At 75.8% G+C, this 23,596-nt stretch carries 19 protein-coding genes; 10 read left to right on the top strand and 9 right to left on the bottom strand.

The window, feature by feature from the left end; genetic code table 11:
• Positions 1-4: 4 nt before the first annotated feature.
• Positions 5-1,039 carry a diaminopimelate epimerase gene (dapF, locus tag GJV82_RS11320; protein WP_155099298.1) on the bottom strand — a complete coding sequence of 345 codons (1,035 nt, stop codon included), beginning with the start codon at positions 1,037-1,039 and terminating at the stop codon, positions 5-7.
• Positions 1,036-2,067, bottom strand: a complete 1,032-nt coding sequence (miaA, locus tag GJV82_RS11315; RefSeq protein WP_318657546.1) for a tRNA (adenosine(37)-N6)-dimethylallyltransferase MiaA — start codon at positions 2,065-2,067, stop codon at positions 1,036-1,038. Before miaA ends, dapF begins: the two co-directional genes overlap by 4 nt.
• A 186-nt stretch (positions 2,068-2,253) precedes the next feature.
• Between miaA and GJV82_RS11310 the strand changes: the two genes are divergently transcribed.
• The 3 genes from GJV82_RS11310 to GJV82_RS11300 are packed head-to-tail and all read left to right on the top strand — an operon-like array spanning position 2,254 to position 6,754.
• Complete coding sequence (locus GJV82_RS11310) at positions 2,254-2,745, top strand: type III secretion system chaperone family protein (RefSeq protein ID WP_024840595.1); 492 nt, start codon at positions 2,254-2,256, stop codon at positions 2,743-2,745.
• Positions 2,742-4,709 (top strand): HSP90 family protein, encoded by a 1,968-nt coding sequence (locus GJV82_RS11305; RefSeq protein ID WP_318657545.1) that lies wholly within the window; start codon positions 2,742-2,744, stop codon positions 4,707-4,709. The genes GJV82_RS11310 and GJV82_RS11305 overlap by 4 nt, the downstream gene beginning before the upstream one ends.
• Entirely contained in the window at positions 4,706-6,754 is a 2,049-nt protein-coding gene (locus GJV82_RS11300) for a hypothetical protein (protein WP_155099296.1), read from the top strand. The genes GJV82_RS11305 and GJV82_RS11300 overlap by 4 nt, the downstream gene beginning before the upstream one ends.
• Here the strand turns inward: GJV82_RS11300 and GJV82_RS11295 are convergent.
• Positions 6,744-7,358 (bottom strand): hypothetical protein, encoded by a 615-nt coding sequence (locus tag GJV82_RS11295; RefSeq protein ID WP_155099295.1) that lies wholly within the window; start codon positions 7,356-7,358, stop codon positions 6,744-6,746. The genes GJV82_RS11300 and GJV82_RS11295 overlap by 11 nt on opposite strands.
• A gap of 206 nt (positions 7,359-7,564) precedes the next feature.
• On the opposite strand from GJV82_RS11295, the gene GJV82_RS11290 reads away from it, so the two are divergent.
• Together GJV82_RS11290 and GJV82_RS11285 are read left to right on the top strand one after the other, a co-directional pair.
• A complete protein-coding gene (locus GJV82_RS11290) occupies positions 7,565-8,161 on the top strand; it encodes a type III secretion system chaperone family protein (protein ID WP_024840591.1) in 597 nt (198 codons plus the stop codon).
• Positions 8,158-8,670 carry a type III secretion system chaperone family protein gene (locus GJV82_RS11285; RefSeq protein ID WP_024840590.1) on the top strand — a complete coding sequence of 171 codons (513 nt, stop codon included), beginning with the start codon at positions 8,158-8,160 and terminating at the stop codon, positions 8,668-8,670. Before GJV82_RS11290 ends, GJV82_RS11285 begins: the two co-directional genes overlap by 4 nt.
• Positions 8,671-8,823: 153 nt before the next feature.
• Here GJV82_RS11285 and miaB read toward each other — a convergent pair whose 3' ends face one another.
• Positions 8,824-10,461: a tRNA (N6-isopentenyl adenosine(37)-C2)-methylthiotransferase MiaB gene (gene miaB, locus GJV82_RS11280; RefSeq protein ID WP_024840589.1), complete on the bottom strand. Its 1,638-nt coding sequence runs from the start codon at positions 10,459-10,461 to the stop codon at positions 8,824-8,826.
• 102 nt (positions 10,462-10,563) lie between these two features.
• On the opposite strand from miaB, the gene GJV82_RS11275 reads away from it, so the two are divergent.
• The 4 genes from GJV82_RS11275 to GJV82_RS11260 all read left to right on the top strand — a co-directional run bounded on the left by GJV82_RS11275 (position 10,564) and on the right by GJV82_RS11260 (position 14,031).
• Complete coding sequence (locus GJV82_RS11275; protein WP_024840588.1) at positions 10,564-11,382, top strand: amino acid ABC transporter ATP-binding protein; 819 nt, start codon at positions 10,564-10,566, stop codon at positions 11,380-11,382.
• A gap of 92 nt (positions 11,383-11,474) precedes the next feature.
• Positions 11,475-12,341, top strand: a complete 867-nt coding sequence (locus GJV82_RS11270; protein ID WP_024840587.1) for a glutamate ABC transporter substrate-binding protein — start codon at positions 11,475-11,477, stop codon at positions 12,339-12,341.
• 101 nt (positions 12,342-12,442) lie between these two features.
• Positions 12,443-13,132, top strand: coding sequence for an amino acid ABC transporter permease (locus GJV82_RS11265; RefSeq protein WP_024840586.1), 690 nt, complete (start codon positions 12,443-12,445; stop codon positions 13,130-13,132).
• Positions 13,129-14,031, top strand: a complete 903-nt coding sequence (locus GJV82_RS11260; protein ID WP_155099294.1) for an amino acid ABC transporter permease — start codon at positions 13,129-13,131, stop codon at positions 14,029-14,031. Before GJV82_RS11265 ends, GJV82_RS11260 begins: the two co-directional genes overlap by 4 nt.
• A gap of 72 nt (positions 14,032-14,103) precedes the next feature.
• On the opposite strand, the gene GJV82_RS11255 is transcribed toward GJV82_RS11260, so the two are convergent.
• The 5 genes from GJV82_RS11255 to GJV82_RS20100 all read right to left on the bottom strand — a co-directional run bounded on the left by GJV82_RS11255 (position 14,104) and on the right by GJV82_RS20100 (position 19,371).
• Positions 14,104-14,607 carry a regulatory protein RecX gene (locus GJV82_RS11255; protein WP_051471627.1) on the bottom strand — a complete coding sequence of 168 codons (504 nt, stop codon included), beginning with the start codon at positions 14,605-14,607 and terminating at the stop codon, positions 14,104-14,106.
• A gap of 110 nt (positions 14,608-14,717) precedes the next feature.
• Positions 14,718-15,821, bottom strand: a complete 1,104-nt coding sequence (gene recA, locus GJV82_RS11250; protein ID WP_115942389.1) for a recombinase RecA — start codon at positions 15,819-15,821, stop codon at positions 14,718-14,720.
• A 209-nt stretch (positions 15,822-16,030) separates the two neighbouring features.
• On the bottom strand, positions 16,031-16,840 hold the full coding sequence (locus GJV82_RS11245; protein WP_318657544.1) for an MBL fold metallo-hydrolase: 810 nt from the start codon (positions 16,838-16,840) through the stop codon (positions 16,031-16,033).
• The gene (locus GJV82_RS11240; protein ID WP_155099293.1) at positions 16,837-19,023 is read right to left on the bottom strand and encodes a phage holin family protein; all 2,187 of its coding nucleotides are present in this window, start codon (positions 19,021-19,023) and stop codon (positions 16,837-16,839) included. Before GJV82_RS11240 ends, GJV82_RS11245 begins: the two co-directional genes overlap by 4 nt.
• 114 nt (positions 19,024-19,137) lie before the next feature.
• Complete coding sequence (locus GJV82_RS20100) at positions 19,138-19,371, bottom strand: DUF3046 domain-containing protein (protein WP_024840581.1); 234 nt, start codon at positions 19,369-19,371, stop codon at positions 19,138-19,140.
• A gap of 121 nt (positions 19,372-19,492) precedes the next feature.
• Between GJV82_RS20100 and GJV82_RS11230 the strand changes: the two genes are divergently transcribed.
• Positions 19,493-23,596 (top strand): DEAD/DEAH box helicase (locus GJV82_RS11230; protein ID WP_318657543.1); only part of this gene is annotated, 4,104 nt, incomplete at its 3' end.

Below are 23,596 nucleotides of genomic sequence, written 5' to 3'. Positions count from 1 at the left end.
CGCCTCAGACGTGCGTCCGGTCGCCGTCCGCGGCGCCGGTCGCGACCACGTCGCGGCTCGCGTCCTCCTCGCCCTGCGGGGCGGGGTCGACGGCGCCCTCGGGCTCCGCCGTCCCAGGAGCTCCCGGGACGAGCGCCGCGAGGTCCACCTCGCCGGAGTACACGAGCTCGGCAGGACCCGCGAGCTCGACGCGGTCGCCCTCGAGCGCCCGGACGCGCACGGTGCCGCCGGGGACGTCGACGAGCCACGTGTCGGGTGCGTCGGGTCCGCCCCACACGCGGACCGCGAGCGCCGCCGCGCACGCCCCGGTCCCGCACGACGGCGTCTCCCCCACCCCGCGCTCGTGGACGCGCATGCGCACGCGGCCGACGACGGTCCCGTCCTCCGCGGTCGTCTCGCCGAGCGGCACGACGAGCTCGACGTTCGTGCCGTGCGGGGGCTGCGGCTCGACGGCGGGCGCCTGCGTGAGGTCGGCGTGCGCGAGCAGGTCCTCGCGCGCCACGGCGAGCACGGTGTGCGGGTTGCCGAGGTCGACGCTCAGCGCGGGGCGCGGGACCTCCCAGCCGCGCACGACGACCGTCGCGTCGTAGCCGTCGTGCAGCGCGGGCCGGCCGCCGGGCAGGAACCACGGGCCCATGTCGACCGCGTACCAGCCGTCGTCCTCCTTGCGCACGCGCTTGACGCCGGCGCGCGTGCCGACCGGGACGTCGTTCCCGCCGGCGAAGCTCACGAGCCCGAGCCGCTCGGCGAAGGCCGCGAAGACGCGCACGCCGTTGCCGCACATCTCGGCGACCGAGCCGTCGGCGTTGCGGTAGTCCATGAACCAGATGGCGTGCGGGTCCTCGGCGAGCACCTCGCGCGACTCGGGGACGAGGGCCGTCGGGACGAGGCGGACGACGCCGTCGCCCCCGACGCCCCCGCGGCGGTCGGCGAGCGCACGCACGAGCTCGGGCGTGAGGTCGAGCTCGCCCTTCGTGTCGGCGATGAGCACGAAGTCGTTGCGGGTCCCGTGGCCCTTGGTGAAGCGGGTGCGCGTCATGAGCCCAGACTACGGCGCACGGGCGCACCGGTGTCCGCTTCGTCCGGCTCGGCCCCCGCGACCGGTCCGGCCGCGGCCGCGCGCGCGTCGGCCTCGGCGACGGCCGCGAGCGCGTCCTCGACGCGCGTCGGCGACTGCGCGTCGAGCCAACGCACGCGCGGGTCGCGCCCGAACCACCCCATCTGCTTGCGCGCGAGGCGCCGCGTGTTGGCGGTGACGGCCTCGCGGGCCACGTCCTCGGTCGTCTCGCCGTGCAGCGCGGCCAGCACCTCGGCGTACCCGACGGCGCGCCGCGCGGTGCGTCCCATGCCCCGGGCCTCGACGCGCCGCACCTCGTCGACGAGCCCCTGCGCCCACATCCGCTCGACGCGGCCGGCGACCCGGGCGTCGAGCACGGCGCGGTCGCAGTCGAGACCGATCTGGACGGTCGGGCGCACGTAGACCTGGCGCGGGAGGTTGGCGGTGAACGGCGCGCCCGTGAGCTCCATGACCTCCAGGGCGCGCACGACCCGCCGCGTGTTCGCCGGGCCGATGCTCGCGGCGGCCTCGGGGTCGCGCCGCGCGAGCTCGTCGTAGAGCGCACGCGTGCCCTCCGCCTCCGCGCGCGCCTCGAGCGCCGCGCGCACGTCGGGGTCGGTGCCGGGGAAGCGCATGTCGTCGAGCAGCGCGCGCACGTACAGGCCGGACCCGCCCACGACGACGGCCCGCGCCCCGCGCGCGTCGATCTCGTCGAGGACGCGCCGCGCCTGCGTCTGGTAGCGCGCGACGGAGGCGTCCTCGACGGGGTCGAGGACGTCGAGGAGGTGGTGGCGCACGCCGCGGCGCTCGGCGACGGGGACCTTCGCCGTGCCGACGTCCATGCCGCGGTAGAGCTGGTACGCGTCGGCGTTGACGATCTCCGCCGGGGCGCCGGGGACGGACAGCCGCTCGGCGAGGTCGAGGGCGAGGTCGGACTTGCCGGTCGCGGTCGGCCCGACGACGGCCACGACGACACGGCGCGCGCGCGACGGGTCGTGCTCGGTCTTCACCCGCGCAACGGTACCGTCCGTGCTGGTCGCGACGGATGCCGCCGGTCCGGAAGGTCTGTCCCGTGTGGGTGGGGATGCGTAGGGTGTCCGACGACCGCCCGCTCCTCGCGGGCCCTGCGTCGCGCACCCCACGGCTCCTGCGGTGGCGGGCGCGCCGGCGCCCCGACGACGACAAGGACTCGAGCCATGGGCTTCTTCACCAAGCCGGACGCCGCACCGACCAGCCAGAACGCGCCGCTGACGCGCGAGCGGGTCGAGGCGTTCCTCACGAGCCGCGACTGGCGGTACTTCGTCGACTCCGACGGGGACCTCGGCGGCAACTGGGACGGCAAGGTGTTCTTCTTCTTCCTCATGGGCGAGAAGCAGGAGATCCTCCAGGTCCGCGGGCGCTGGAACCGCACCCTGCCCGCCGAGGCGGAGGCGCAGGTGGCCCTCGTCGCGAACGAGTTCAACCGCGACAAGATCTGGCCCAAGGTCTACGCGCGCGTGGAGGACGACCGCCTCGCGGTGTACACCGAGGTGGCCACGGACCTCGAGTTCGGCGTCGCGGACGACCAGCTCGGCCAGCTCGTCGAGTGCGGGCTCTTCACGGGCCTGCAGTTCTTCGACGCGCTCGACGAGCGCTTCCCCGACACCGCGGCGCAGGCCGTGGCCGACGGCGCCGCCGGCGCGCGGTGAGCGGGACGGACGAGCGCACGGCGCGCGCCCCGGGGCCGTCCGGGGACCCGGCCCGCGACGACGCGCCGGGCGCGGCCTTCCAGGTCGACCTGCGCGGCGTCGTCGACCTCCTCGCCCGGCACCTGTACTCGAGCCCGCGCGTGTACCTGCGCGAGCTCCTGCAGAACGCCGTGGACGCGATCACGGCGCGCGGCGCCCTCGGGGACACCGACGGGCCCGCCCGGATCGTGCTGCGGCCCCTCGCGGGCGGGGGCCTCGAGGTGCACGACACGGGCGTCGGCCTGACGCGCGACGAGGCCCACGAGCTCCTCGCGACGATCGGACGCAGCTCCAAGCGGGACGTCGAGCTCGGCACGGGGCGCGAGGAGTTCCTCGGCCAGTTCGGCATCGGGCTGCTCTCGGCGTTCATGGTCGCCGACGAGATCGAGCTCGTGTCGCGCTCGGCCCGCCCGTCCGTGGCGGGCGGCCCGGCCGCGCCGGTCCGCTGGCGCGGGCGCTCGGACGGGCGGTACGAGCTCGTCGAGCTCGCCCCGGACGACCCCGACGCGCCCGCGGAGCCCGGCAGCGTGGTGCGGCTGCGCCCGCGCCGGGACACCGAGCACTGGCTCGCGCCCGAGACGGTCGTCGCGCTCGCGCAGGACTTCGGCTCGCTCCTGCCGGTCGAGCTGCTCGTCGAGACGCGCCTCGACGACCCGGCCGCGGGCGGTCCCGACGCTCCCGTCGCCCTGCGGCGGCTCAGCGGCGAGGACCTGCCCTGGCGCGCGGCGCACCCGACGCCGGCGGCGCGCGACGCCGCGCTCGCCGCCTACGCCGAGCGCACGCTGGGCTTCACGCCGCTCGCCCGCATCGACCTCGACCTGCCGCTCGCCGGCCTGTCCGGGGTCGCGTACGTCCTGCCCGCGGCCGTCGCGCCGACAACGACCGCGCGTCACCGCGTGTACCTCAAGCGCATGCTCCTCGGCAGCGCCGTCGACGACCTGCTCCCCCCGTGGGCCTTCTTCGTCCGGTGCGTGCTCGACGCGTCCGTGCTGCGCCCCACCGCGTCGCGCGAGGGCCTGTACGAGGACGAGGTGCTCCTCGCGACCCGGGACGCTCTCGGTGCGCAGGTGCGGCGGTGGCTCCTGGAGACGCTCGCGACGGACTCGGTCCTCGCGCGGCGCTTCCTCGAGACCCACCACCTCGCGGTCCGGGCGCTCGCGCTCACCGACGACGAGATGCTCGACGTCGCGGCCCGCGTGCTGCCGTTCGAGACCACCGCCGGCACGGGCACCCTCGCGGACCTCGCGGAGGCGCACCCCCGCGGCCGGCTGCTCTACACCACGACCGTCGAGGAGTTCCGGCGCATCGCGCCCGTGGCCGCCGCGCAGGGCCTGCCGGTCGTCAACGGCGGCTACGTCTACGACGCCGCGCTGCTCGAGCGCGTCGCGGACCGCTTCCCGGGGTGGCGTCTCGCCCCGGTGGCGGCGGCCGACGTCTCGCACGTCCTCGCCGAGGTCGAGCCGCTGCGCGAGCTCGAGGTCGCCGACGCCCTCGCGGCGCTGGACGCCGCGCTGGACGAGCAGGGCTGCGACGTCGTCCTGCGCCGGTTCGAGCCCGACGCCCTGCCCGCGATGCTCCTGCACGACCGCGACGGCGACCACGCCCGCGAGGCGGCACGCGCCGCGGAGACCGACGACCTGTGGGGCGAGATCCTCGCCGGGATCAGCGGCCCCGCGCGCCCGCGCCGGCTCGTCCTCAACGACGCCAACGACACGGTGCGCGACCTGCTCGCGAGCCCCGACGCCGACGTCCGCGCGGCCGGGGGCCGGTCGCTGTACGTCACGGCCGTGCTGGCCTCGGGCAAGGCCCTCCAGCCCGCCGAGGCCGCCCTCATGAACGACTCGCTGTCGCTCCTGCTCGCCCGTGCCCTCGCGGCCGGGCCGGGCGCGAGCGCCGACCGCTCCCCCGACGAGGAGAACCGATGACGCGGTCCGTGGACCAGGTGAACGCCGCCCTGTACGACGTCCGGCGCATACCGTACGGCCTCGCGCGCTCGACGGCCGCAGCGGCCGAGCTCGAGCGCGTCGAGGCCGAGGGCCCCGACGCCGCGCGCGCGTACGCGCTCTTCGTGCTCGTCGAGTCGTCCGTGTGGGGCGGCGAGGTGACGAAGGCGTACCTGCCGTTCACCCGGCTGCTGCGCTGGTGGGACGAGCACCCGGAGCACTTCGACGCACAGGACGCGCACTCGCTGTTCTGGTCGTTCAAGTGGATGGTCGGGCACCTCATGGAGTTCCCCGACGTCCCGGCCGGGCAGATCGAGCGGACCCTCGACGACATGGCGCGGCGGTACGCCCTCGCGGGCAACGGCACGAACGCGGTCGCGCTCGAGCGCTTCGAGTGGGCGCGCGAGCGCGGGAGCGCGGACGTGGAGGACGCCTACCGCGCCTGGGTCGCGACGCCGCGCGACGAGTACTCCCAGTGCGAGGCGTGCGAGCCGGGCGACCGCGCGGCCTATCTCTTCGAGACGGGCCGGTACGACGAGGGCGTCCGGCTCCTCGAGCAGGTGCTGGAGGGGTCGCCGTCGTGCGCGACCGAGCCCGGGGACATGCTGTCGCACCTCCAGCTCGCCTACCTCGAGGTCGGCGACGCGAAGGCCGCCGCGCGCACGCACCGGCGCGGCCTGCGCCACCTCGACACCGGCGTGTCGATGACCGGTCCCACGGGCCGGCACGTCGAGTTCCTCGCGCGGACCGGGAACGCGTCCCGGGCGCTGCGCCTCCTCGTCGAGCACCAGGGTTTCCTCACCGTGGCGGACTCGCCCGGGGACCGGCTCGGCTTCCTCACGAGCGCGAGCGTCGCGACGGGCGTGCTGCGCGACGCGCACGCGGACGCCCCGCTCGCGCTGCGGGACGTCCCCGCGTCGACGGTGGCCGAGCTCGACGAGTGGGCGCGCCGCGAGGCGGCCGACCTCGCGCGCGCGTTCGACGCGCGCAACGGCACGCCCGCCGCGTCCGAGCGGCTGCACGCCGCGTGGGCGCGCGGCGCGCGCACGCTCCCGGTGGACCTCGCGGTGCTCAGCGCGGACGGCGGCGGCACGGGATCGGTCCCCGTCCCCGCGTGGTCCGTCACCACCGGGTCCGTCACCACAGGGGCCGTCGACGCAGAGGTCGGCACCGCAGGGGTCGGCACCGCGGATGCCGTCGCTGCCGCTCCCGCGGCTCGGCCCTCCGGGGCCGCGCCGGACGACCCGTCCGCCGCGGGCGCGCCCGGTGCCGAGCCCGCCGACGCGGACGGGCTGCTCGCCCTCGCCGAGGACGTCGCGCGCGAGGACCCCGTGCGCGCCGCGCAGCTCCTGCGTCGTGCGTCGACCCTGCTCGAGACCGCCGGGCACCTCGACCGCGCGGGCTTCGCGCTCGCCGAGGCCGCGCAGCTCGCCGCCGTCGACGGCGACGACGAGGGCGCCGCGCCCGCGTTCGCCCACGCGCTCGCGCTGCTGCGCGCCGGCGGCGTCGCGCCGCGCTTCGTCGGCCCCGTCGTCCGTGCCTCCGCGCGCGTCGCGGCCCGGCGCGGCGACGTGCCTGCGGCCCTCGCCCAGGTCGACCGGACGCTCGCCGACCTCGCCGCCGCGGACGACACCGCCGCGGAACCGCGCGCCGTCGACCTCGTGGAGCGCGACGCTTCGGCCGCCGAGCGCGAACGCCGCGAGCTGCGCGACTCCCGGGCCCGGCTCCTCGCGACCGCCGGCGAGCTCGACGCGGCGGCGACGCTCGCCGAGCGCGTCGCCGAGGAGTTCGCGCGCGCCGGCGACGTCGGCGACGCGGCGCACGCGTTCTGGCTCGCGGGGCGGTCGCGGAGCGCGGCGGGCGCCGACGCGGACGCCGTGGACCTGCTCGAGTCGGCGATGGAGGGGTTCGCGATCGTCCACGACCGCGACGCGCGCGCGACCGTCGCGAACGAGCTCGTCGCGGTCCTGCGCCGTCTCGGGCGCGAGCAGGACGCCGCCGCGGTGGGCGCCGGCCTCAGCGGCTGACGCCGCTCCCCGCGGACGGTGCCGGGCCGTCGTCGTACCACCGCACGGCGGAGGTCGCGCCGGCGCGGACGGGCGACGCGGCGCGAGCGTCCGCGTCGTCGCCCGGCAGCCCGAGACCGTCGAGCACGCCGGCAGGAGCGGCGAGGCGCGGGTCGTCCATCACCACCACGCGCGCGCCGCGACGCGCGAGCGCCGCGCCCGCCGCGCGTGCGGCCGCCGCGTCCTGGCCGCCGACCTCCAGGACCTCGACCGGGCCCGCCCACCCCGCGCCGGCGAGTGCGAGCAGCCCGACGGACGCCGCGACCCCCGCGACGGGACGGTCGTCGTGGCGAGTGGCCGCGGCCCACGTCGGGTCGACCCACGCGTCGGCGACGCCCGCGGCGGCGAGCGACGCGCGCGCCGGTCCCCGCACCGGTCCCGCGGGGCGCGGCGTCCCGGGGGCCACCACGACGACGGGCACGGAGCCGTCGTCGGGCACGCCGTCGACGAGGCGCCCGAGCGCGGCGAGCGCCGCCTCGCGCTCCTCCTCGAGAACCGTTGCCGCGCCCGCGGCGCCGGGCACGAGGAGGGGGGTACCGGGCAGGACGACGGCGCGGACGGTCACGGCCCCACCGTAGCCGTCGCGGGGTCGAGTCCCTGCCGCGACGGACGGTCCGTGGTCCGCCCGCCGTCGCGTCCTTGCCGCCCGCCGTCGCGTCCTTGGCGCCGCCGTCCACGGGAGGGACCACGCCGCGCGGGCACGCCCCGGGCGCGGGGTCGCGCAGGGGTCGCGATGCGACGTCCGGGCGTGCGCGCGAGTACGGTGGGTGGGTGAGGTTCTTCGGGGCGCAGGACGACGACGACCGGCGGGACGGCGATCCCCGCGGGTCCTCCGACGGCGGCGGGACGGCACCCCGCACGGGCGACGAGCTGCAGTCGCAGGTCGAGGACCTTCTCGCGCGAGAGCTCGGACAGGTCGCGACGGACGTGCTGCGTCCGCCGACCCCGTTGACGCTCTCGCGCGTCGTCGAGTGGATCACCGACAGCGGGTACAGCTACTTCGTCGACTCGGACGGCGACGTCGGGGGGCTGTGGCACGGCCGCCTGTTCTACTTCCTCCTCTTCGGCAACGGCGACGAGATCCTCCAGGTGCGCGGCCAGTGGAACCGCGACCTGGCGCTCGAACGGCTCGAGGAGATCCTCGAGTTCTGCAACGAGTGGAACGCGGACCGGATCTGGCCCAAGACGTACACGCGCGTGCGCGACAACGGCATGGTCCAGGTGTTCACCGAGGTCACGGTCGACCTCGAGCACGGCGTGACGGACGACCAGCTCGACCAGCTCCTCCAGTGCGGGCTGAGCACGGGGTCGATGTTCTTCGACGCGCTCGACGAGTTCTACCCGGACCCGGCGAGGCAGGCGCCATGACGCAGGCCCGCACCAACTGGTTCACGCGCCTGTTCGGCAACCGCCGGCCCAAGGCCCCCGACTCGCTGCCCCGCGAGGCGGAGCTGCCGCGCGCGCTGTCGATGTCGCGCGTCGGCGACCACCTCACGCGCCGCGGCTACCACTTCCGCGTCGACGACGACGGCGACATCACGGGCACGTGGGACGGGCACCGGTTCTGGTTCCTCCTGCTCGGCGACCGCTCCGAGATCCTCCAGGTGCGGGGCCGCTGGTCGACCTCGCTGCCGCTGGAGTCGCGGCTCGTCACGCTCCAGGCCGTCAACGACTGGAACCGCGAGCGCATCTGGCCCAAGGTCTACCTCCGCGAGGAGGCGGGACGGCTCGCGCTCTACGCCGAGGTCTCCGTCGACCTGGAGCACGGCGCGACGGACGCGCAGCTCGCGCAGACCGTCTCGTGCGGGCTGGGCACCGCGGTGCAGCTCTTCCACGCGATCGGCGCTCAGCTCCCCCCGGGCACCCTGGACGGCTGACCCTCCGGTCACCCGGTCACCGGGTCCGCGCGCGGGACGGCGTCGGTGCTCGGGGCTGCCGCGCCGGCGCCCGGCTCGGACGGTCGTCCGTCGTCGAGCGGGTCCCCGCCCTCTCGCGTCCGACCTCGTCCCGCGCCGCCCTGCTCGGACTGCTCAGGCGCGGACGGTCGGCAGGCCCAGGACGACCGGTCCGGCGGGGGCTCCCCCGCCGTGGCCGTGACCGTGCTCGTCCTCCCCGCCGAGGCGAGCGCGCTCGCGCCGCGCCCACGCGTCGCCCGAGCGCGTGCGGCGCACCGCGAACGTGCCGCCCGCGAGGGCCGAGTCGGCGATGAGGTGGTGCGGCGCCGCGCGCGTGACCTCGACGGTCACGACGTCGCCGGGGCGCGGCAGACGCGCGTCGAGGTCGTCCGCGAGGCGCGGGTCGCCCGCCTCGGGCGCCCCCGCGTCGTCGGGCGCCGCGAGCACGACGTCGGTCGGCAGCGCGAGGTGCACGAGGCGGTTGTCGGGGGCGCGGCCCGTCACGCGGTGCGTCGCGCCGTCCTTGCGCCCGGAGCCCTCGCCCACGAGCACGTCGAGCGTGCGCCCGACCTGGCGGGCGGCCTCCTCGCCGGCGATCCGCTCCTGGAGCGCCTGGAGCCGCTCGAAGCGCTCCTGGACGACCTCCTTCGGCAGCTGGCCGTCCATCGTCGCGGCCGGCGTCCCCGGCCGGGGCGAGTACTGGAACATGAACGCCGAGGAGAAGCGCGACGCCTCGACGACGCGCAGCGTCTCCGCGAAGTCCTCCTCGGTCTCGCCGGGGAACCCCACGATGACGTCGGTCGTGATCGCGGCGTCCGGCATCACGGCGCGCACGCGGTCGAGGATGCCGAGGAACCGCTCCGAGCGGTACGAGCGGCGCATCGCGCGCAGGATCCGGTCGGAGCCGGACTGCAGCGGCATGTGGAGCTGGGGCATGACGTTCGGCGTCTCGGCCATGGCGGCGATGACGTCGTCGGTGAACGCGGCCGGGTGCGGCGACGTGAAGCGCACGCGCTCGAGCCCGTCGATCGTGCCGCACGCCCGCAGCAGCTTGGCGAACGCGCCGCGGTCGCCGAACTCGACGCCGTAGCTGTTGACGTTCTGCCCGAGCAGCGTGACCTCGATCGCGCCGGCCTCGACGAGCGCCCCGACCTCGGCGAGGACCTCGCCCGGGCGACGGTCGCGCTCCTTGCCGCGCAGGTGCGGCACGATGCAGAACGTGCACGTGTTGTTGCAGCCGACGCTGATGGACACCCAGCCCGCGTAGACGGACTCGCGCTTGGTCGGCAGCGTCGAGGGGAAGACCTGCAGCGACTCGGCGATCTCCACCTGGGCGGCCTCGTTGTGGCGCGCGCGCTCGAGCAGCACCGGCAGGGCGTCGAGGTTGTGCGTGCCGAACACGACGTCGACCCACGGCGCCTTCTCGACGATGGTCCCGCGGTCCTTCTGGGCGAGGCAGCCGCCGACGGCGATCTGCATGCCGGGGCGCGCCGCCTTCACGGACGCGAGCTGGCCGAGGTTCCCGTACAGGCGGGTCGCGGCGTTCTCGCGCACCGCGCACGTGTTGATGACGACGACGTCGGCGCGGCTCGCGGCCTCGTCCTCGGCGCTCGCGCGCGTGTACCCGGCCTGCTCGAGCATCCCCGCCATGTGCTCGGAGTCGTGGACGTTCATCTGGCAGCCGAGCGTGCGGACGACGTAGGTGCGCGGGCGCGCGTCGTCGGTCGGCGCGGCGGGCGCGGCCAGGACGGGGGTGGGGGCGATCGTGGACATCACCGTCCAGGGTACGGCGCCGGGTGCCGTGTTACTGAACTGTTGCCCGACTGTTGCCGGATCAGGTGGCACTGCGCAACAGAAGGGACATAGTGTCCAGGAATGGCCGACGAGACCTCATCGCCGTCCGACGCGCAGAGCAGCGCGCAGGACGCTCCGCCCAGCACCGCAGCGCAGCCCCTCGGGGAACCGCTCGTCGAGCTGCGCGACGTCAACAAGCACTTCGGGGACCTGCACGTGCTGCGGGACATCAACCTGACCGTCCGTCGCGGCGAGGTGCTCGTCGTCATCGGGCCGTCGGGCTCGGGCAAGTCCACGCTGTGCCGCGCGATCAACCGTCTCGAGACGATCGACTCCGGGGAGATCCTCGTCGACGGCGAGCCGCTGCCGCAGGAGGGCAAGGCGCTCGCGCGCCTGCGCTCCGACGTGGGGATGGTCTTCCAGTCGTTCAACCTCTTCGCGCACAAGACGATCCTCGACAACGTGACGCTCGGGCCGGTCAAGGTGCGCCGCGAGAAGACGAAGGACGCCAAGGAGCGCGCCCTCGCGCTGCTCGACCGCGTGGGCGTGGGCAACCAGGCGCACAAGATGCCCGCCCAGCTCTCCGGCGGCCAGCAGCAGCGCGTCGCGATCGCCCGGGCGCTCGCCATGCACCCGAAGGTCATGCTGTTCGACGAGCCGACCTCGGCGCTCGACCCGGAGATGATCAACGAGGTCCTCGACGTCATGGCCGCGCTCGCCAAGGAGGGCATGACGATGATCGTGGTCACGCACGAGATGGGGTTCGCGCGCAGGGCCGCGAACCGCGTCGTGTTCATGGCCGACGGCCAGATCGTCGAGGAGGCCCACCCGGAGGAGTTCTTCACGGCGCCGAAGAGCGAGCGCGCGAAGGACTTCCTCTCGAAGATCCTCACCCACTGACGCCCTCGGACCGAGGGCGACACCCCCACACCCCGGCCGGCCGACGGGGCACACGCCCGGCGGGCGGCCACCACTCACGAAGGGTAGGAACGATGCGCACACGACACGCAGGTGCGGCCGTCCTCGCCGCGCTCACCGCGCTCACGCTCGCGGCGTGCGGCGGCGGCGAGGTCGGCGACGACAGCACCACCACGGACCCCGAGCAGACCGCGGGAGGCGGCGGCGGCGAGTCGATCAAGATCGGCATCAAGTTCGACCAGCCGGGCCTCGGCTACCAGGACGGCTCCACGTACACGGGCTTCGACGTCGACGTCGCCACGTACGTCGCGGGCGAGCTGGGCTACTCCGAGGACCAGATCGAGTGGGTCGAGGCGCCGTCCGCGCAGCGCGAGACGATGCTGCAGACCGGCCAGGTCGACATGATCTTCGCGACGTACTCCATCACGGACACGCGCAAGGAGACGGTCGCGTTCGCCGGCCCGTACTTCGTCGCCGGGCAGGACCTGCTCGTCGCCGAGTCGAACACCGACATCACCGGCCCGGAGTCGCTCGAGGGCAAGAACCTGTGCTCCGTCACGGGCTCGACGTCCGCGCAGCGCATCAAGGACGAGTACGCCGCCGGCGTGCAGCTGCTCGAGCGCCCGGGCTACGCCGAGTGCGTCACCGCGCTCACGGCCGGCCAGGTCGACGCCGTCACGACCGACGACATCATCCTCGCCGGTCTCGCGGCCCAGCCTGCCAACCAGGGCAAGGTCAAGGTCGTCGGCGCCCCGTTCTCGACCGAGCGCTACGGCGTCGGCCTCCCGCAGGACAACGACATCTGCGAGGACGTCAACGCGGCGATCGAGAAGATGATCGAGGACGGCTCCTGGGAGGAGTTCGTCACGAAGAACACCGAGGGCACCGGGTACACGCCGAACGCGAGCGAGAACCCGCCGACGGTCGACCCCTGCGCCTGACCGTCCACGATCGGGGGAGCGGCGCACCGGTGCGCCGCTCCCCCGGCCGTCCGGTCGGCGACCCGACCTGACGCACGACCCCTCCGGGAGGAAGACCAACCGTGGGTGACTACCTGTCACAGACCTGGGAGCTCGCGCGCGAGTACGACGTGCTCGGCGCCTTCTGGGTCAACATCCAGCTGACGTTCTGGGCGGCGATCCTGTCGCTCGTGCTGGGCACCGCCCTGGCGCTCATGCGGATCTCCCCGGTGCCGAGCCTGCGCTGGGCCGGGACGGCGTACGTCAACGTGTTCCGCAACACGCCGCTGACGATCATCATGACGTTCATGGTGCTCGGCCTGTGGGGCCAGCTCCAAGTCACGCTCGCCCCGGACTTCGCGGGCAACTTCTTCCGTCTCGCCGTCATCGGCCTCGCCGTCTACCACGCCGCGTTCGTGTGCGAGTCGATCCGCTCGGGCGTCAACACGGTGCCGATCGGCCAGGCCGAGGCCGCGCGCGCGATCGGGCTGCCGTTCCTGCCCGCCGCGCGGCTCATCATCCTCCCCCAGGCCTTCCGCGGCGCGATCGCCCCGCTCGGCAACACGCTCATCGCGCTGCTGAAGAACTCGACCGTCGCGGCGGCCGCGAGCGTCACGACGGAGACGTCGAGCCTCATGAAGACCATGATCGAGTTCAACTCGAACTACATCTACGGGATCTTCCTGACGTTCGCGATCGGCTACGTCATCCTGGTCATCCCCATCGGCCTGCTCACCACGTCCCTCTCGACCCGACTGGCGGTCCGCCGATGAGCACCCAGCAGTCCGTCCTCTTCGACGCGCCGGGCCCGCGCGCCCGCCGCGTGATCATGATCGGCAACGTCGTCGGCGGGATCGTCGTGCTGGGCGTCGCCGCCCTCGTGCTTCTCGCGCTCGGCCGCAAGGGCCAGCTCGACGCCGACCTGTGGACCTCGCTGTTCACCGCCGACGCCTGGCAGTACTACTTCATCCCGGGCCTGCAGAACACGTTGCGCGCCGCGGGCTTCGCCATCGTCGGCGCGCTCGTGTTCGGGCTCGTGTTCGGCACCGGCCGCCTCTCCCAGCTGCGCGCGGTGCGCGTCGTGAGCGGCATCGTGGTCGAGTTCTTCCGCGCCGTGCCCGTGCTGCTCATGATGATCTTCTTCTACCTGCTGCTGGGCTTCAACAAGGTCGACGACGCACCGTTCCTCGCGGTCGTCTTCGCCCTCGTGCTCTACAACGGGTCCGTCATCGCGGAGCTCGTGCGCTCGGGCGTCGGGAACCTCCCCAAGGGCCAGGGCGAGGCCGGCCTGGCGATCGGCCTCACGCCGAGCCAGACCCTGCGCTCGATCCAGCTCCCCCAGGCGCTCATCGCGATGCTGCCGGCCCTCGTGTCGCAGCTCGTCGTCGTCCTCAAGGACTCCGCGCTGGGGCAGATCATCACGTACAACGAGCTCCTGCGCGCCGCGCAGCTCTTCGGCGTCGGCAACGGGAACATCCTCCAGTCGCTCGTCCTGGCCGCGGTGATCTTCATCGTCATCAACTGGCTGCTCACGCTCGTCGCCCGCTGGCTCTCCCGCTTCCTCAGCGGTCGCACCGCGGGCGCGACGACGACCGGCCCGGGCATCGGCAACCCGACGGTCGTCGCGGGCGGGCCCGCCGAGGACGCCCCCGCGGAGGCCGCGGCACGCTGACGGGGGGCAGGACCCGGGTCGGCTCGTCGCGGCGACCCGCGCCTCCGTCGTGGCGGCTGCGCGCCGCCGGGCTCAGTCGAGAGGCTCGCCCTCGGCGTCGAGCTCGCGCTGGACGATCTCGAACGCGAGCGACGGGCTGTAGCCCTTGCGCGCCAAGGCGCCCACGGCCCGACGGACCCGCACGTCGCGGTCGAGACCGCGCGTGCGCGCGAGGCGGGTGCGCGCGAGCGCGAGCGCCGCGTCCGCCTCGGAGTCGTCGTCGACCTGCTCGAGCGCTGCGGACCCGACGTCCGGGTCGATGCCGCGACGGCGCAGCTCGGTCGAGATCGCGCGCCGCGAGAGGCCCCGCTCGGCGTGCCGGGTGCGGACGATCATCTCGGCGTACTGCGCGTCGTCGACGAGCCCGACCTCCTCGAAGCGGTCGAGGACCGGCAGCACGACGTGCTCCGGGTAGCCCTTGCGCGCGAGGGACTGCGCGAGCTCGGCGCGGCTCTTCGGCGCGGCCGTGAGGATGCGGAGCACGGTCTCGCGCGCCCGCTCGGTGAGGTCGGCGTCGCTGATCTCTCCCCGCTCCACGAGCTCGTGGAGGGACGGGCGCGGGCGCCGCCCGGCCGTGCGGCCGGTGCGACGCCCGTCGTCGTGCGGGGCGGACGGCGCGTCGCCGTCGGGCCCGCTCCCCTGCTCGATCAGAACGGCGACTTCTTCCCCTTGGCGGCACCCGCCGTCGCCTTCGCGGCCGGAGCCGCGTCGGCGACGGTCACGCCCGCGGCCGGGTCGGCCGGCGCGTCGACCTTGGCACCGACGCCGAGCTTCTCCTTGATCTTCTTCTCGAGCTCGTTGGCGAGGTCCGGGTTGTCGCGCAGGAACGCGCGCGCGTTCTCCTTGCCCTGGCCGAGCTGGTCGCCGCCGTACGTGAACCACGACCCGGACTTGCGCACGAACCCGTGCTCCACGCCCATGTCGATGAGGCCGCCCTCGCGCGAGATGCCGACGCCGTAGAGGATGTCGAACTCGGCCTGCTTGAACGGCGGGGCCATCTTGTTCTTGACGACCTTGACGCGCGTGCGGTTGCCGACCGCGTCGGTGCCCTCCTTGAGGGTCTCGATGCGGCGGATGTCGAGGCGCACGGACGCGTAGAACTTCAGCGCCTTGCCACCGGTCGTCGTCTCGGGCGAGCCGAAGAACACGCCGATCTTCTCGCGGAGCTGGTTGATGAAGATCGCCGTGGTGCCGGACGCGTTGAGCGCACCGGTGATCTTGCGCAGCGCCTGCGACATGAGGCGGGCCTGGAGGCCGACGTGGCTGTCGCCCATCTCGCCCTCGATCTCGGCCTTCGGCACGAGGGCCGCGACCGAGTCGATGACGATGATGTCGAGCGCGCCCGAGCGGATGAGCATGTCCGCGATCTCGAGCGCCTGCTCGCCGGTGTCCGGCTGCGAGACCAGGAGCGCGTCGGTGTCGACGCCGAGCTTCTTGGCGTACTCCGGGTCGAGCGCGTGCTCGGCGTCGATGAACGCCGCGATGCCGCCGGCACGCTGCGCGCTCGCGACCGCGTGCAGCGCGACCGTCGTCTTGCCGGAGGACTCCGGGCCGTACACCTCGATCACGCGGCCGCGGGGCAGCCCGCCGATGCCGAGCGCGACGTCGAGCGCGATGGACCCCGTGGGGATCACGTCGACCGGCGCGCGGCCCTCCTCGCCGAGGCGCATGACGGAGCCCTTGCCGAAGCTCCGGTCGATCTGGGCGAGGGCTGCCTCGAGCGCCTTCTCGCGGTCTGCGGGTGCGGGCATGTCAGTCCACCTTCGGTTCGACGTCCATAGTTCGTTGTGGCCCGACGTTACGGGCAGCCACCGACACGCGGCGCCGGCGACCCTCGAGCCTGGGGATCGTCGTGCCGGACCGGCGTCCTGGGCCCGCCGGAGCGCGCCCTGTGCACAACTCTAGCCGAACACCTGTTCGACCCGGCGACCCCGGGCCCGGCGTGTCACGCGCCGGCGGCTCACGCTGCGCCGTCGGACGACCACGCCTCGCCCGGCCGCAGGACCACCACGCGCGTGCGGGGCGCCGCGCGCTGGCACGCCGCCTCGAACGCCGCGCCCGCGTGGTCCATCCACCCGCGCGGCAGGTGCCGGCCGCCCGGCGCGTGGAGCGTGCCCCAGTGGACCGGGATCGCGACGCGCACGCCGACCTCGGCGCACACGCGCGCCGCCTGCGCGGGCCCGAGGTGCCCGCCCGACAGCCGCGGCCCCCAGCCGCCGACGGGCACGAGCGCGACGTCGACCGGCCCGTCCGCGAGCGCCGGGAGGTGGACCATCTCCGCGTGGTGCTCCGTGTCGCCCACCGCCCACACGCGCACGCCGCCCGGCCCGGTCGCGCGCACGAGGTGCCCGTTCGCCGCGTTGGGCCGGTGCGGCATGGGCCGGTGCCCGTGCACGGCCCGCACGAGGCGCACCTCGACCCCGGCGTCCGCCGGGCCGACGCCGTGCCACGCGCCGCCGAGGAGACCGACGCCGCGCAGCCCCTTGGCGCGCAGCCACCGGGCGTTCGCGGGCGCGGTGAGGACCGGGACGTCGCCGAGGAGCCGCAGCGACCGCAGCTCGGCGTGGTCGTGGTGCAGGTGCGACAGGAGCACGGCGTCGGCGCCCTCCCACTCACCCGCGTCCGGCCGGTCGCCGCGCCGTCGCAGCACGCCCGCGTGACGCTGCAGGAGCGGGTCGGTGACGAGCCGCACGGGCGGGGTGCCGGCGGGCCCGGTGCCCACGTCGAGGACGACGCTCGCGTGGCCGAGCCACGTCACGCGGACGCTCACGGCGCGCCGTCCCGCCGTGCGGGGCCGCGCGCGGGCACGGGCTCGCGCAGGCCGAGGTCGCGCAGCCACGCGACGAGCCGGCGGTGCACGGCCTCGGCCCCGACGAGGACGCGCTCGCCGTCGACGACCTCGAGCTCGTCGTCGGGCAGCGCGAGGTGGGCCGGCCAGAGCAGGACGGCCTCGTTCTGCGCTCCGCCGAGCCCCCCGTGCGAGCCGACCAGCCCCTCGAACGCGTGCACCATCCCGACCTCGTCGACGCGCGAGACGAGCACGAGGTCGCCCGCGTCCTCGAGCCCCGCGACGCGCTCGAGGTCGGCGGCCGCGCGCGAGCCGTACGCGGCGAGCGGGTCCTCCCCCACGACCTCGCCCGTCCGCAGGTCGCGCGAGCCCGTGCGCCCCTGCGCGCGCACGCGGCCGTCCGCCCCGCGCTCGACGACGACGCCGACGGCCGGGTGCGCGACGAGCCCGGGCAGGAGCGCGGGCCAGCGCGCGCGCACCTCGTCGCCCGTGAGCCGGCGCGGCTCGCGGGGGAACCAGACCATCCCGAGGTTGCCGGAGCCGACGACCGCGACCTCGGGCAGCTCCGGCGCGGTCGCGGCGGCGTCGGCGCGCCGCTCCGACCGGTCGGGTCCCACGAGCATGCGCCCGGCGCCCGGCGCGTCGTCGCCCGCGTGGCGCAGCGCGTGCAGGGCCGTGTTGGTGGGGCCCCACGCCTCGCTGTCGGGGGCGGTGGCCCGACGCCGCCCCTCGACCCGCGCTCCGTCCTCGCGCGGGGCGCGGCCCGGCCCGGGCACGTCGTCGGCGGGCGCGCGGTCGAGCGCCATGAGCCGCCGGACCTCGTCGAGGAAGGTCCGTCCGGCGACCTGCTCGAACGTCGGGCCGAGCGACTGCCCGTGGTCGGAGAGCACGACGACCTCGTAGCGGCGCGGCGCGACCGCCGCGACCTGCTCCCAGAGACCGACGACGCCGTCCAGACCCTCGAGCGCACGCAGCGACTCGGGGCGCAGCGGACCCGCGTGGTGGGCGATCTCGTCGTAGTCGACGAGGTCGACGCACACGACGGGCGCGCCGCGCACGAGCTGCTCCGCGACGAGCGTGGTGTTGAGGTCGCGGAGCACGACGTTCGTCACCGCCCGCAGCACCGGGTACCACCCGAGGCGCGAGACGCGCGGCTCGACGCCGCGCACGGCCTGCTGCCAGCCCTGGTACAGCTCCTTGAGGAGCTCGCCGAGCGCGACGACCACGGCGCGCACGAGCACGAACGGGCTCGCGAAGAAGTGCACGAACATCTGCCCCGGGCCCAGGCCCGCGCTCGCGCGGCTCATGACGAGCAGGCTCGTCGCGGCGTCGCCCGAGAACATCGTCGAGACGGCGACCCCGCCGCCCGCGAGGAGCCCCGCGCCGTCGCTCGTCCGCGCCTCGACCGCCGCGGCGTCGGCGGGCCGGTTCGTCACGACGAGCCGGCCGAGCGCGCGCGACCACCACCGGAACGCGGGCACGTGCTCGGTCGAGCCGTGCAGGAGCCCGATCGTCGAGGCGGGCGTCGTCGCGGGCACGCGGGCCCACCACGTCGTCAGGTGGTGGCTGCCGCTGCCGAGCCAGCGCGCGAGCGTCGGGACGAGCCCTGCCTGCAGCGCGTAGTCGAGCGTGGGCCGGGCGACGCCGTCGAGCAGGACGACGAGCAGGCCCGCGGGTCGCCCGGCGTCGTCGGCGCCGCCCCGGGCCGGGCGCGGCACCCCGGCGTGGCGTCGCGCGCGGCGCAGCAGGTCGCCCAGCACGTACTCGTTGTCGCTCGCGCCCACGACCCAGCGCCCGAGCGCCATGAGCACCGCGGCCAGGACGAGCACGGCGAGGACGTCGAGCCACGAGCCGCTGCGGAAGCCGGGGAGGTACGTGAGCGCGGCCCACGCGACGACGAGCTGGGCCGCCATGCCCGAGACGAGCGCGCCGACGACGCCCGAGCGGCGCGCGAGCCGCCGCAGCACGGGCCGCAGCAGCGCGTCGCCCACGCCGACCGCGAGCGCCGCGAGCACGAGGGACCACGGCTTCGTCACCTCGACGCCGGGCACGACCCAGATCGCGAGGCCGAGGCCGAGCGTCGTCGAGACGAGCGACCACGCCGCGCCGCGCACGTCGGCCGCGGTGACGCGCGCGGCACCGCGAGCCCGGGCAGGAACGCTCATGCCGCCATCATCGCGGGGCCGGGCGGGTCGCGCTCCCCGGCCGACGCGGCGACGGGTACCGGGGCGCCGACAGGACGCGCCAGCGGTCCCCGCGGCGCCGGAGGGGCGACGCGCTCAGCGGCGCGGCGGCGCCTGACGGTGCTCGTCGCGGCCCCAGCGCCGCTCGTCGGGCACGTCGAGAGCGTCGCAGAGGGCGTGCCAGACGACGCGCGGCTCGACGCCGTCCTCGAGCGCCTGCGCCGCCGTGCGGTCGTCGAGGGCGGACAGCACCTGCTCGCGGACGTAGGCACGACCCAGGGACTCGCCGAACACCTCGTCGACCAGCTCGGAGAACTCGCGGTAGCGCACGGCACCAGCCTCCCACGCCCGGGCCGCGCCGCGGACCGCGGTCCGCCGCCCGTCCGGCGACGCCCGCGTCCGGACCCCTGTCACCGCGCGACGTGTGGGTGGGCACGACCACAATGGGCGGGTGACCGTCGACCCCCTCGCGCGCTTCGCCGCGCCCACGCGCGCCTGGTTCTCCGGCGCGTTCGACGCGCCGACCGCCGCGCAGGCGGGCGCGTGGGACGCCGTGGCGAGCGACCGGCACGCGCTCGTGGTCGCCCCGACGGGCTCGGGCAAGACGCTCGCGGCGTTCCTGTGGTCGCTCGACCGGATCATGAGCGCGCCGGCCGAGGGCACGCAGGTGGCGCGCGAGCACCGCTGCCGCGTCGTGTACGTGTCGCCGCTCAAGGCGCTCGCGGCGGACGTCGAGCGCAACCTGCGCTCGCCGCTCGCGGGCATCCGGCAGGCGGCGGTGCGCCTCGGCCAGGAGGTGCCGGACGTCGTCGTCGGCACCCGGACCGGCGACACGCCGACGAGCGAGCGCCGCCGCCTCGCGACGCACCCCCCGGACATCCTCATCACGACGCCCGAGTCGCTGTTCCTCGTGCTCACGTCGCAGGCGCGCGCGGGGCTCGTGGGCGTCGAGACGGTCGTCGTCGACGAGATCCACGCCGTCGCGGGCACCAAGCGCGGCGCGCACCTCGCGGTGTCGCTCGAGCGGCTCGACGCGCTGCTCGAGGCGAACGAGCGCCCGCCCGCGCAGCGCGTGGGCCTCTCGGCCACGGTCCGGCCCGTCGACGCGGTCGCGACGTTCCTCGGCGGGCACCGCCCCGAGTCCGACGGCGGCCGCGAGGTCGTCGTCGTGCAGCCCCCGGCGAGCAAGCGCATCGAGGTCGACGTCGTGGTGCCCGTCCCGGACCTCACCGATCTCCAGACCGCCCCGCTCGTGCCCGACGCCGGGTCGCGCGACGGCGGGCTGCCACCGCTGCCGCCGGGCGAGCGCGACCTCACCGGTCCGGCCACGTCACGCCCCACGGGCGCGCCCGAGGTCCGCCCCGCGCGCCCGTCGGTCTGGCCGCACGTCGAGGAGCGCGTCGTCGACCTCGTCGCGGACCACCGCTCGACGCTCGTGTTCACCAACTCCCGGCGCGGGGCCGAACGGCTCACCGCCCGCATGAACGAGGTGTGGGCCGAGCGCCAGGGCGAGGACGTGCTCGACCCGGGCACGGTCACCGCCGCGCAGGTCCAGGCGCAGTCCGGGGCGAGCTCGGGCGTGGAGCCGGTCATCGCGCGCGCCCACCACGGGTCGATGAGCCGCGCGGAGCGCACGCGCACGGAGACCGAGCTCAAGGACGGTCGCCTGCCCGCGGTCGTCGCGACGTCGAGCCTCGAGCTCGGCATCGACATGGGCGCGGTCGACCTCGTCGTCCAGGTGGGCGCGCCGCCCTCGGTCGCGTCCGGCCTGCAGCGCATCGGGCGCGCGGGGCACCAGGTGGGCGCGGTGTCGCACGGCGTCGTGTTCCCCACGCACCGCGGCGACCTCGTGCCGTCCGCGGTCGTGGCCGAGCGCATGCGCGGCGGGGGCATCGAGGAGCTGCACGTGCTCGCCAACCCGCTCGACGTGCTCGCGCAGCAGGTCGTGGCGATGGTCGCGGTCGACGAGTGGACGGTCGCCGAGCTCGCGACGGTCGTGCGGCGCAGCGCGCCCTACGCCCACCTCGGCGACGGGTCCCTGCACGCGGTGCTCGACATGCTCGCCGGACGCTACCCGAGCGAGGACTTCGGCGAGCTGCGCGCGCGCATCGTGTGGGATCGTGCGTCCGGCCGGCTCACCGGGCGCCCGGGGGCCCTGCGGCTCGCGGCGACGAGCGGCGGGACCATCCCCGACCGCGGCATGTACGGCGTCTTCCTCGCGACCGACGCGCCGACGGGCGGCGTCGCGGGCGACCCGGACACCGCCGGCGGCCGGGCGCCGCGCGGCGGCAAGCGCGTCGGCGAGCTCGACGAGGAGATGGTCTACGAGTCGCGCGTGGGCGACACGTTCACGCTCGGGTCGAGCACGTGGCGCATCGAGGACATCACGCCCGACCGCGTGCTCGTCACGCCCGCGCCGGGCATCCCCGGCCGCCTGCCGTTCTGGAAGGGCGACTCCCCCGGACGGCCCGCCGAGCTCGGTCGCGCGCTGGGCGGCTGGGTGCGCGAGACCGACGCGCTCGCCGCCGCCGACCCGGAGGCGGCGGCCGACCGGCTGCGCGCCGCCGGCCTCGACGCGTGGGCGACCGACAACCTGCTCGCCTACCTGCGCGAGCAGCGCGAGGCGACGGGCCGGGTCCCCGACGACCGCACGGTCGTCGTCGAGCGGTTCCGCGACGAGCTCGGCGACTGGCGCGTCGTCGTGCACTCGCCGTACGGCGCGAAGGTGCACGCGCCGTGGGCGCTCGTGCTCGCCGCGCGGCTGCGCGAGCGGTACGGGGTCGACGCCGCGGCGATGCACGCCGACGACGGCATCGTCCTGCGGCTGCCCGACACGGGGGAGTCGTGGCTCGACCGCGCGTCCGACGGGGGCACCGGCGGGTCGGGGGCGGACGCGGCCGTCGTGCCCGTGGAGGACCTGCTGCTCGACCCGGACGAGGTGCTCGACGCGGTGCGCGACGAGCTCGGCGGGTCCGTGATGTTCGCGTCGCGGTTCCGCGAGGCCGCGGCGCGCGCGCTCCTGCTCCCCCGGCGCCGGCCCGACCGCCGCCAGCCGCTGTGGCAGCAGCGCCAGCGCTCGGCCCAGCTGCTGTCCGTCGCGTCGCAGTACCCGGAGTTCCCCATCGTCCTCGAGGCGGCGCGCGAGTGCCTCCAGGACGACTTCGACGTCGCGGCGCTCGTCGACCTCATGCGGGACCTCGCCGCCGGGCGCGTGCGGCTCGTCGAGGTCACCACGCCCACGCCCTCGCCCTTCGCGCAGTCGCTCCTGTTCGGCTACACCGCGCAGTTCCTCTACGACGGCGACGCCCCCCTTGCGGAGCGCCGCGCGGCGGCGCTCTCGCTCGACCCGACGCTCCTCGCCGAGCTCCTCGGCGGCGACGGCGTCGCGGCGCAGCTCGCCGACCTGCTCGACCCGGCGCAGATCGAGCGCACCGAGGCCGAGCTCGGCGCGCTCGCGCCCGAGCGCCAGGCCCGGCACGCGGAGGACCTGTGGGACGTCCTGCGCCGGCTCGGCCCGCTCACGGACGACGAGCTCGCGGCGCGCACGCGCGAGGACGTGCGCGGCGACGTCGGCGACTGGCTGCGCGGGCTCGAGTCGGCGCGGCGCGTCATGCGCGTCCGGCTCGCGGGCGTCACGCCCGAGCGCGCGCCGCAGTGGGCCGTGGTCGAGGACGCCGGACGGCTGCGCGACGCGCTCGGCGTCGCGCTGCCCGTCGGGATCCCCGAGGTGTTCACCGAGCCCGTGCCCGACCCGCTCGGCGACCTCGTGCGCCGGCACGCGCGCACGCACGGACCCTTCACCGCGCACGACGTCGCGACCCGGCTCGGGCTCGGCGTCGCGGTCGTCACCCAGACGCTCGAACGACTGGAGGCCGCGCGGGTCGTCGTGCGCGGGCGCCTGCGCCCCGAGTCGATCGGGGGCACCGGCGACGACTGGTGCGACGCCGAGGTCCTGCGCGTGCTGCGCCGCCGCTCGCTCGCGGCGCTGCGGGCCGAGGTCGAGCCCGTGCCCGCCGAGACGCTCGGCGTCTTCCTCCCCCGGTGGCAGGGGCTGGGCGCGCTGCGCGGCACGGACGGGCTCCTGCGCGTCGTCGAGCAGCTCTCGGGCGCGGCCGTGCCGGCGTCCGCCCTCGAGACCCTCGTGCTCCCGGCGCGCGTCACCGACTACACCCCGACGATGCTCGACGAGCTCACCACGACCGGCGAGGTCGTCTGGTGCGGCCACGCCCCGCTGCCCGGCTCCGGCGGCGGCGACGGTCTCGTCAGTCTCCACCTCGCGGAGTGGGCGCCCCTCACGCTGCCCGACCCCGGCCCGCCGCCCGAGAGCGGGCTGCACGCGACGCTCCTCGACCTCCTCGACGGGTCGGGCGGCTACTTCCTGCCCCGCCTCGCGGAGCGCGCGGGCGCCGACGTGGGACCGACCCTCGACGCGCTGTGGGACCTCGTGTGGTCGGGGCACGTGACGAACGACGGGCTCGGCTCGCTGCGCGCCCGGCTCGGCGCCGCGGGCGGAGCGCACCGCGCCCCGCGCGCGCCCGCCCGCCCCCGCCCGCTC

Origin of the sequence: Cellulosimicrobium composti, from assembly GCF_009711085.1 — a bacterium.
Taxonomy (GTDB): Bacteria; Actinomycetota; Actinomycetes; order Actinomycetales; family Cellulomonadaceae; genus Cellulosimicrobium; species Cellulosimicrobium composti.
This window is presented reverse-complemented; position numbering and strand designations above follow the sequence as displayed.